1 protein-coding gene is annotated in these 270 nt (G+C 68.1%); it reads right to left on the bottom strand.

Going from position 1 to position 270, the window contains the following annotated elements:
* A partial coding sequence (locus ACLHZ1_RS20785; RefSeq protein ID WP_427263562.1) for a hypothetical protein occupies positions 1-270 on the bottom strand: 270 nt, incomplete at both ends.

Raw genomic sequence — 270 nt, 5'->3', positions numbered from 1 at the left:
CCATCACCGCGCTGTCGCTACCTTCCGGCGAGACGTTGCCCGCCGCATCCACCAGGGTGGCGGTCACGGTCAGCGCCTCGCCGTCGGCCGGACGGTCAAACTCGTAGTCCACCTTGCCAGCAAGGATATCGGCCTCGCTCAGTACCCGGTCGGCCTGGCCGCTCACCTTGAGGGTGTCACCGGCCTGGGCCTCGCCCGGCAGGGTCACTGCCACGTTTACCTGGCCGCTGATCTCGGTGCGGTCGATGGTGCCGTCGTCGTCGGTGTCTT

The organism is Aeromonas sobria, from assembly GCF_050266975.1.
GTDB classification, from domain to species: domain Bacteria; phylum Pseudomonadota; class Gammaproteobacteria; order Enterobacterales; family Aeromonadaceae; genus Aeromonas; species Aeromonas sobria_B.
The sequence above is the reverse complement of the archived record's forward strand: the minus strand, read 5'-3'. Positions and strand labels throughout refer to the sequence as shown.